This window comes from Autumnicola edwardsiae (genome assembly GCF_031846505.1).
In the GTDB taxonomy this organism is placed as follows: domain Bacteria; phylum Bacteroidota; class Bacteroidia; order Flavobacteriales; family Flavobacteriaceae; genus Autumnicola; species Autumnicola edwardsiae.
Map to the genome: position 1 here is coordinate 1 of NZ_JAVRHP010000250.1, position 1,135 is coordinate 1,135.

Annotated in this window: 1 protein-coding gene; it reads left to right on the forward strand. The window is 39.1% G+C overall.

Going from position 1 to position 1,135, the window contains the following annotated elements:
- A partial coding sequence (locus RM529_RS17450; RefSeq protein WP_311486013.1) for a transglutaminase family protein occupies positions 1 to 1,135 on the forward strand: 1,135 nt, incomplete at both ends.

The following is a 1,135-nucleotide window of genomic DNA, read 5'->3' on the forward strand; positions in this document are numbered from 1 at the left end:
GATCTTTGATGAAGAAGTAAATAAGTACAGGCTCAAAACAAAAATTACGATGCCGGCTGTTACAGAAGGTAGTGTAATTGAATATTCATATACAATCAGATCGCCTTTTTTAACCAGTATAGATGATACCAAATTACAATACACCATCCCTGTAAAGCGGATGGAAGTGCAGGTGAAAATCCCGGAGTTTTTCGGTTTCAAACTGCATTCTAACCTCAAGTCCGGTTTAATTTTCAACATAGACAAATCTGGAGAGTCTTTTAGATACGCCTATCAGCAAAGCCATAGAAATAATAACGGTTGGACCACTTCTTCAGATTATTCCACTAATTCTATAGATTATATGCTCAATGTCTATACGATTGAAGAAGACGATATTCCTGCATTAAAAGAAGAGCCTTTTGTGGATTATCTTGAAAACTATGCGGCATACCTTAAGTGGGAGCTTATGTATACAAAATTCCCTAATTCTACTATAGAGAATTTTACGGAAACCTGGGAGAGTGTTACCAAAACCATTTACGAAGGCAGTCTGGGAAAGGAATTGAAACAGGACAGGTACTTTAGGAAAGATATAGATCAATTGCTGGAAGGTGTTTCCAACCCCGCTACCAAAGTAGCTATGATATATAACTATGTGAAAAAGAAGGTGAGGTGGAATGACTTTGTAGGATATTATACAGATAATGGCTTAAAATCTGCATACCAGGACGGGGCAGGAAACTGTGCAGATATTAACCTTATGCTTACTTCTATGCTTCAGTACGCAGGTTTAACAGCAAATCCGGTTCTTGTAAGCACGCCAGATAATGGAATTCCGGTGTTTCCTACCAGGACCGGCTTTAACTACCTGATAGCTTCCGTAGAACTTCCGGAGCAAACCCTGTTACTAGATGCGACAGATCCTTTTGCTTCTGTAGGAGAATTGCCAAAACGCGCGAGAAATTTCCAGGGCAGGCTCATAAGGGAAGAAGGTACTTCAGCATGGGTAGATCTTATCCCAACTACACTTTCTGAATTTAAGTCTTATATGTACATAAGCTTAGATGAAGACCTCAAAATAAATGGAAAGACCAGTAAAGCGCATCAGGGATTGTATGCAAAGAGATTTAGGGAAAATAACGGAATGAGTGAT